The 920-nt window shown below is 64.6% G+C and carries 1 protein-coding gene; it reads left to right on the top strand.

All coding sequences use genetic code 11. The features are described 5' to 3' along the window. Positions 1 to 250: 250 nt before the first annotated feature. Positions 251 to 920 (top strand): aldo/keto reductase (locus FHD68_RS18710; protein WP_139086635.1); only part of this gene is annotated, 670 nt, incomplete at its 3' end.

The following is a 920-nucleotide window of genomic DNA, read 5'->3' as shown; positions in this document are numbered from 1 at the left end:
GCCACCCCAGCTGTAGCGCCAAGACCCGAAATGCACTAAGACTGAAACCGGACCACCCGATAGGGGCAGGCCAGCCTCGGCAGCCGTGAAGCTGCGCGTCCGGGCGATGACCGCGAAGGCCGCCAGATCGTTGAGGTTTTGCCGCAGCATCTGTGAAGAATACTCACAGGCTCATGCCGCGGAAAGCGGCTAATGCGGCGCGCCGCGCGGCTATACGGTCACGGCATCACCGCACCGAGGAGCATGATGCATGCAAATGACAGATTACCGCAGCTTTGGCCAATCGGGGCTGATCGTCAGCCCGCTTTCGCTTGGCACCATGACCTTTGGCGCGGGCCGGTGGGGCAGCGATCTGGTCGAAGCGCGGGGCATTTTCGACGCCTATGTGGCAACCGGCGGCAACGTCATCGACACAGCCGACGTCTATAGCGGCGGCGAAAGTGAGCGGATGCTGGGCCTAATCGTGAGGGACAGCGGGCTGCGCGACCGGCTAGTGCTGTCCACCAAATCCGGCTTCGCCCGATCGCAAGGCCATCCGCTGCATGGCGGGAACGGCGCGATCAACATCCGTCTTGGGATCGAGGGCTCGCTGCGCCGGCTCGGGACCGACCGGATCGACATTTACTGGATGCATGTCTGGGACCGAACGACCCCGCCGGAAGAGGTGTTGCGGACGCTGGCCGCTGCAGTGGCGCGTGGTGAGATCCTCTATTACGGCTTCTCGAACACGCCTGCCTGGTATGTCGCCAAAATCGCCACGCTGGCCGCAGCACAAGGTCTGCCGGGGCCTATCGGGCTGCAGAACGCTTGGTCGCTGATCGAGCGCGGGGTCGAGCTGGACCTGGCGCCGATGGCCGCGCATTTCGGCCTCGGAATCATGCCTTGGAGCCCGCTGGCCGGCGGCCTGCTGACCGGCAAAT

It is taken from the genome of Paracoccus marcusii, assembly GCF_006151785.1.
GTDB classification, from domain to species: domain Bacteria; phylum Pseudomonadota; class Alphaproteobacteria; order Rhodobacterales; family Rhodobacteraceae; genus Paracoccus; species Paracoccus marcusii.
The sequence above is the reverse complement of the archived record's forward strand: the minus strand, read 5'-3'. Positions and strand labels throughout refer to the sequence as shown.